This is a genomic window from Micromonospora sp. NPDC047467 (genome assembly GCF_040643095.1).
In the GTDB taxonomy this organism is placed as follows: Bacteria; Actinomycetota; Actinomycetes; order Mycobacteriales; family Micromonosporaceae; genus Micromonospora.
This window is the reverse complement of record NZ_JBEYTO010000010.1, coordinates 256,890-263,321: the sequence shown is the minus strand read 5'-3', so window position 1 is coordinate 263,321 and position 6,432 is coordinate 256,890. Positions and strand designations below refer to the sequence as shown.

Sequence of the window (6,432 nt, the reverse complement as noted above, 5' to 3'; positions counted from 1 at the left end):
AACCTCACCAAACGCATCACCAACGAAACCACCCCAACCTGGCGAGACACCTGAAGACGGCATCACCCGCAAAATACGTGAATCAGACGCCCTCTTAGAGGTCCTAACAAAGTCGTGCGACGTGTCGGTACGTGATGATGCAGGTGGCCAGGGCGAGGAAGGCTTCGTGGATGTCGTCGCGGCGTTCCCACCGGATGCGTAGCCGTTTCATGCCGTGGTACCAGGCGACGGTGCGCTCGACCACCCACCTGACCGCGCCCAGTCCGGATCCGTGGGGTTGACCGCGGCGGGCGATGCGCGGGCGGATGCCTTTGGCTCGCACAGCTCGCTGGTACTTGTCGTGGTCGTAGGCACGGTCGCCGTACAGGTGGTCGGGGCGCCGGCGGGGTCGGCCGCGCCGGCTGCGTACCGGCGGGATCTTGTCGAGCAGCGGGAGTAGTTGGGTGACGTCGTGGCGGTTGCCGCCGGTCAGCGACACGGCCAGGGGGATGCCGGCGCCCTCGGTCAGGACGTGGTGCTTCGAGCCCGGGCGGGCGCGGTCGACCGGGCTCGGGCCGCTTTTGGGCCACGTCGGGCGGCCCGCACGTGTGAGGAGTCGATCACGGCGCGGGACCAGTCGAGCTTGCCGGCGCCGTGCAGTTCGGCCAGCAGCAGCTCGTGCAGCCGCTGCCACACCCCGGCCCGGTTCCACTCCTCCAGGCGCCGCCAGCACGTCATCCCGGAACCGAACCCCAGCTGTTGGGGCAGGAACTCCCACTGGATGCCGGTGTGCAGCACGAACAAGATCCCGCACAGCACCTGCCGATCCGGGATCCGCTTGCGTCCCGGGTGCCGTGGGTTGCGCTCAGGTTTGGGCAGCAACGGCTCGATGCGCTGCCACAGCCCGTCCGGCACGATCCACGGCGGCTGCTCGCCACGCCTCACGACCCGACATCGTAGATCGCCCTCCACAACGGACGAAAGAGTCAGAGATCATTTTGTTAGGACCTCTTAGAGGGCTGCACCGGCGGTGAGTTGGCGACGGGCGACGGCTGACCGTTCCCATGGGCGGCGGCGGAAGGGAAATTCTGTAACTGGCTTCTATGAACGCTTGACTACCGTGAAGAGTCAGACCTCGTACGCCATCACGGCGCTGCGCCGCCTTCTGCCGAACTACGTGCCGGGAGGATCGGACACGCCATGAGAGACCTGTTCGCCACCCTGCCGGACGACCCGCCGCCGCTGCCGCCGGGCTACCTGGATGCCGTACTCGTCCGAGGTCGCCGCTCGGTGCGGCGCCACCGGATCGCGACCGCGGCGCTGTGGGCGGTCGTTGTACTCGTCCTGGCCGTCCTCGTGGTGCCCGGCGTCGGGTTGCCCGTCCAGCCAGCGGGCTCGTCGACGGGGCCGAGCCTGCCGGACCGCTTCGCGGGGTACTCGGTGCTGACCAGCACCGTCACGTCGGCTCCACCCGGCCGCGCGATCGCCCTCTACGGCTACGGCAACGGCGAGACGTTCAACATGTTCCAACCGCTCGTCGTCGGGTCCGACGGGGACACGTACCGGCGGGTCGACGCCATGGAGGAGCGGGACCGCCCCTCGGCCCTGCTCTCTCCGGACGGCACCCGCGTCCTGCTCGGGGACGACCGCGGCGCGACCGGCGACCTGGTCCTCGTCGACCTGACCACCGGAGAGCGCCGGTCGATCCCGCTCGGTGACCGGGTAGGCGTACGGCTGCTGGCCTGGTCCCCTGACGGCCGCCACGTCGCGTACAGCGGCGCACCCCTGACCAACTCCGCCGAGTTCGGCACCGTCGGCGTCGTCGAGGCCGAGGTCGCCCGCGCCGGTACGCTGCGCCTGCTCGACCTGTCGACCGGACGCAGCACCGCGGTGCCGGCCATCACGCCGGCATGGACGGCCGCGTTCGCGCCGGACAGCCGCCGGCTTGCCGTGCAGGTCGGCCAGGTGGCCCACCTCGTCGACCTCGACGGCAGCGAACACGGCAGCGTCCCGATCCCGGGTGGGCGCGAACTTGCCGCCGAGGTCGGCTGGTCACCGGACGGCAGGCACCTCGCCACCGTGCCGTGGATCGGCGACGGCCCGTTCAACGGCACCACCGGCGGCGAGCCCGGTCACCACGGCACGTTCCTGTGGAAGGTCGGCGACGTCACGTTCGTGCCCGTCGCGGGCACCGGCGCACCACCCGCTCCCGTCCCCGACGTCGCGCAACTGCTCGGTTGGCGCTCGGCGGGCAGCGTACTCGTGGCGACAATCAACACCGCAGGCCACGCGGCACTGGCCGAGGTGAATCTCGGAGACGGCACCCGCCGAACCCTGGCCCGCTTCGACACCGGCAGCACCTGCGAGATCGGCCTCCAGAGCTGCCAGCTCTTCGACCTGCACCTCGCCACCGGCCTGCTACCCGACCTGACCGTCCGCAGCGCAGGCCGCCCGCAGCGCGGGCCCTGGCCGATGCTCCTCAACGCCGTCATCGGCGTCGCCGTCATCGGCACCGCGTACCTGCTGTGGCGCCGGACACATCCTCGACGCGGCCCCAAGCCCCGGGGCGACACCAGCTTCCCCCTAGCCGCGAGGCGCTAAAGCGGCGCGGCCTGCCTGTCCGCTGGCGTCGCACCGACGCCGATCCGGTCCAACGGCTCCCGAGCACCCACCGAGCACCCGTCGTCGGACAGACATGAAAAGACTCTGGCCTGGTGGTGAACCACCAGACCAGAGCCTTGGTTGCTGGTGCGCCGCCAGGGACTCGAACCCCGAACCCGCGGCTGCCTCTCGAACAACCAGCTACGGCGGGACCTCGCTTTGTCCAGTGTGGGCAGGGTGCTGGTTCGAGCCGGCCTTGCCTGCGGTTGGGGTCAAGCGGGGGTCAAACCCTGCGCCCCCGCACAACGGTTCAGAAAGTGCGGATACGGTCGCAAGCGGCTAGCGCAGATGCCGGGCGAAGAACCCGGCCACGTCCTCCCCTGTCCACTGCGGGACACCGGTGTGTCCGCCCATGTTGGCGTGCAGCGTTTTCTCCTTGGAGCCGAAGGCGTCGAACAGGTCCAGGGCCGCCTGCCGGTCGTTCCCTTCGTCGTCCCACTGCAGCAGGACATGCAGCGGAATGGTGACCTGTCGGGCCTCCTCGAACATGGTGCGAGGCACGAAACTCCCGGCGAAGAAGGCGGCGGCCACGATGCGCGGCTCGACCACCGCGAGCCGGATGCCAACGGAGATCACTCCCCCCGAATACCCGACCGGGCCGCCGATCTCGGGCAGCGACAGGAGCGCATCCAGGGTGGCCTGCGATTCCGGGACCGCCTTGTCGACGAGCGGGAGGATGAGGGCGTCGATGATCTCGTCGCTGACCGGCTCGCCGGCCTCCATAGCCCGGCGCAGGTCGGCGCGGGCCCGCTCGGCGGCGGCCCAACGGGGCCGGTCACCGCTCCCGGGGAGCTCGATGGTAGCCGCAGCGAAGCCATCCGCCGCGGCGCGCCTGGCCCGCGCCACCAGGCGGGGGTACATCTTCTGCAGTCCGAGCGGGGGGTGGCCGAGCAGGATCAGCGGAACCGGCGCGGATGCGGATGTAGGCGTCCACAGGATGCCGGGGATCTCGCCGAGGGTGAATTCGCGTTCGAGGACGCCGTCATCGAGGCGCTGTTCAGAAGTGAATCGCATGGTCGTGCCTTTCGGGAGTGCTCGCGAACGGCGCTCCCGGACGACCTATCGCCCGACCGTGACCCCAGAGGGGAGCACCCATGTCGAAACGTTCACGGGTACCACCTCCTCGGTCTCTCGCACGGCCTCCGGAAAGCTAGCAGCGGTCGCCGTGATCCGCCAAACGTGTTTTGCCCCTGGGCGGACATCGACGCACTGGCAGTAGCGCATCCATTTGATCCATGGGTCTGTCCGCTGGCGCCGCACCGCGTCCCGCCGATGCCGATCCAACGGCTCCCGAGCACCCACCGAAGGACCGTCGTCGGACGGACGTGAAAAGGCTCTGGTCAGGTGGTGAACCACCTGACCAGAGCCTTAATTGCTGGTGCGCCAGGGACTCGAACCCCGAACCCGCGGATTAAGAGATTGACCTTGACCGACTCTTACGTCCGCTAGCGTCGCAGTAGTCCAACTGTTCCCACCAAGAGCTCAATCCGCCGAAACATGAGACCAGGTGTCCAGATGGATGCCGGTCGGTCCACGGCAACCGAGCACCTGCGGAGCACCCACCGATACGCCCACTGCTTGCCGCACGTGACGACCGTGCGACTACCAGCGCCCGGACATACGGTGCCGCAGGCCCGGTGGCCCGATCGCTCGCTGATGCGTCTGGTTGCCGCCGCTCGGGCCTGCGGGGCAAATCCTGCCGCCGCAGGCTGGCATAGACGCTGATTGGCCGGGAGGCTCTTGTTCCGGCCAGTCCGGGCGGTTGCGAGTCCTTGGGTATGGGGATGATCGCTGTTTCGTCAGAGGTACCTGCCGGACTTGCCGATCTCCAACTGATTCGCGGCGGGCTGAGCGACAGGTCCGGTGCAGAGAGCGCCGCCCTCGCTGGCACGGCCAAGGCCCGACCCGGACTGAAAGTTTCGGTGGCTTGGCTGCGGATCACCGCTCCCACCCCCGACAACGGCTGACCATGCGGAGCACGATGAGCAAGGCTGGCAGCCAGTTGGAGCTACCTGAGACACCACGTCACCAAGAAAGTGTTCCGGGAACGTTTCGGAAATTATTGACGGGCTCAGAGTCGGGGCCATACGATTGCCATCGATGTCCCTCAATGATCTTGGTTCACCGCGACCCGTCTCGGTCGCACAGGAGGGCCGTCCACCTACCACGGGGGATACGCCGAAGACCGGCTGCCGCACCTGGCCACCGACAGCCTGCGGGGTCACATCGCGGCGCTGGCCACCACCAGCTGTCACGAGGAGGAACACGTACATGAAGGACACCTCGACCAGGCCGCGAAAGAGCAGTCGCATGCGGCTGCTCCTCAGCGCCGCGTGCGCTGCGGCGCTCGCCGTCACCGGCACGTTCATCGCCAGCCCCAACGCGCACGCCGAGGCCGACCGGACCCTCACCTCGAACCTCACCGGCACACACAACGGCTACTACTTCTCGTTCTGGAAGGACAGCGGCAACGCCAGCATGACGTTGCGCGCCGACGGCCGGTACAGCAGCAGTTGGGACAGGAGCACCAACAACTGGGTCGGCGGCAAGGGCTGGGCCACCGGCAGCCGACGGACGATCAGTTACTCGGGCACCTACAACCCGGGCAACAACAACACCTACCTCGCCCTGTACGGATGGACGCGGAACCCGCTCATCGAGTACTACGTGGTGGAGAACTTCGGCAGCTACAACCCGAGCAGCGGCGCCCAGCGGCTGGGTACGGTCACCACTGACGGCGGCACCTACGACATCCTCCGCAGCCAGCGGGTCAACGCCCCGTCGATCGACGGCAACCAGACGTTCTACCAGTACTGGAGCGTCCGTCAGCAGAAGCGTTCGAGTGGCACCATCACCACCGCCAACCACTTCGACGCCTGGGCCCGCGCCGGCCTGAACCTGGGCAGCAACCACGCCTACCAGGTCATGGCGACCGAGGGCTACCAGAGCCAGGGCAGCTCGGACATCAACGTCTGGGAAGGCGGCGGGGGCAACCCCACCACCGGGCCGACCACCAGTCCGACCACCCCGCCCGCGAACGGCAACTGCACCGCAGTGCTGTCGGCTGCCGAGCGGTGGGGTGACCGGTTCAACCTGAACGTGGCGGTCAGCGGCACCAACAACTGGGTGGTCAGCCTCGGGCTCAATGGCGGCCAGTGGATCCAGAACAGCTGGAACGCCTCGCTCAGCGGCAACTCGGGCACCGTCACCGCCAGGCCGAACGGCAACGGCAACAACTTCGGCATCACGATCATGGCCAACAACAACTGGACCTGGCCGACGGTCACCTGCCGGACCAGCTGACCCAGACCCAACCGACCCCTGCGGGCGGCGTGCCGGCCGGGCCGGCACGCCACCCGTCGTCGCGTTCAGGACACGACCCCCAGCCGGGTTTCGCATCGGGCTGAACGGAAGGTCACCGGTGACCGGTGCAGGACTTCGACCTGGTCTTCACTACCGGCATCGATACCCATCGAGCCGCGGAACCTGAACCGCCACTTCGTCCGGCTCTTGGCGCTGGCCGGGCTTCGTCGGGTCTGCTTCCATGACCTGCGCCACTCGTGCGCGACGCTCCTCTACGAACAGGGCGTGCCGATCAAGCGGATTCAGGACGTGCTCGGGCACAGCACCCCGGCCATCACCAAGCCGATCTACGTGGAGGTGACCCGCCAGGCGCAGTGCTCGACCACGGACAAGCTTGTTTATACGTAGGGGTCAGAAAAAGGGGTCAGGCCCAGTCCAACCGGACCGGGCCTGATCTCTTCTCGCTGGTGCGCCGCCAGGGACTCGAAC

At 68.1% G+C, this 6,432-nt stretch carries 5 protein-coding genes; 3 read left to right on the top strand and 2 right to left on the bottom strand.

Annotated elements, in window-relative coordinates; all coding sequences use genetic code 11:
- Positions 1-103 precede the first annotated feature (103 nt).
- A protein-coding gene (locus ABZ780_RS26345) for an IS5 family transposase (protein WP_357487815.1) occupies positions 104-897 on the bottom strand; the annotation gives its coding sequence in 2 pieces (ribosomal slippage) (positions 104-564 and positions 564-897; 795 coding nt in all).
- Between the two features lie 282 nt (positions 898-1,179).
- On the opposite strand from ABZ780_RS26345, the gene ABZ780_RS26340 reads away from it, so the two are divergent.
- Positions 1,180-2,580, top strand: a complete 1,401-nt coding sequence (locus tag ABZ780_RS26340) for a hypothetical protein (RefSeq protein WP_357012796.1) — start codon at positions 1,180-1,182, stop codon at positions 2,578-2,580.
- Between the two features lie 339 nt (positions 2,581-2,919).
- Here the strand turns inward: ABZ780_RS26340 and ABZ780_RS26335 are convergent, their stop codons facing one another.
- Positions 2,920-3,654, bottom strand: coding sequence for an alpha/beta hydrolase (locus tag ABZ780_RS26335; RefSeq protein WP_357012797.1), 735 nt, complete (start codon positions 3,652-3,654; stop codon positions 2,920-2,922).
- Between the two features lie 1,257 nt (positions 3,655-4,911).
- On the opposite strand from ABZ780_RS26335, the gene ABZ780_RS26330 reads away from it, so the two are divergent.
- Positions 4,912-5,943: a glycoside hydrolase family 11 protein gene (locus tag ABZ780_RS26330; protein WP_357012798.1), complete on the top strand. Its 1,032-nt coding sequence runs from the start codon at positions 4,912-4,914 to the stop codon at positions 5,941-5,943.
- A gap of 18 nt (positions 5,944-5,961) precedes the next feature.
- On the top strand, positions 5,962-6,351 hold the full coding sequence (locus ABZ780_RS26325) for a tyrosine-type recombinase/integrase (protein WP_357487814.1): 390 nt from the start codon (positions 5,962-5,964) through the stop codon (positions 6,349-6,351).
- Positions 6,352-6,432: the final 81 nt, after the last annotated feature.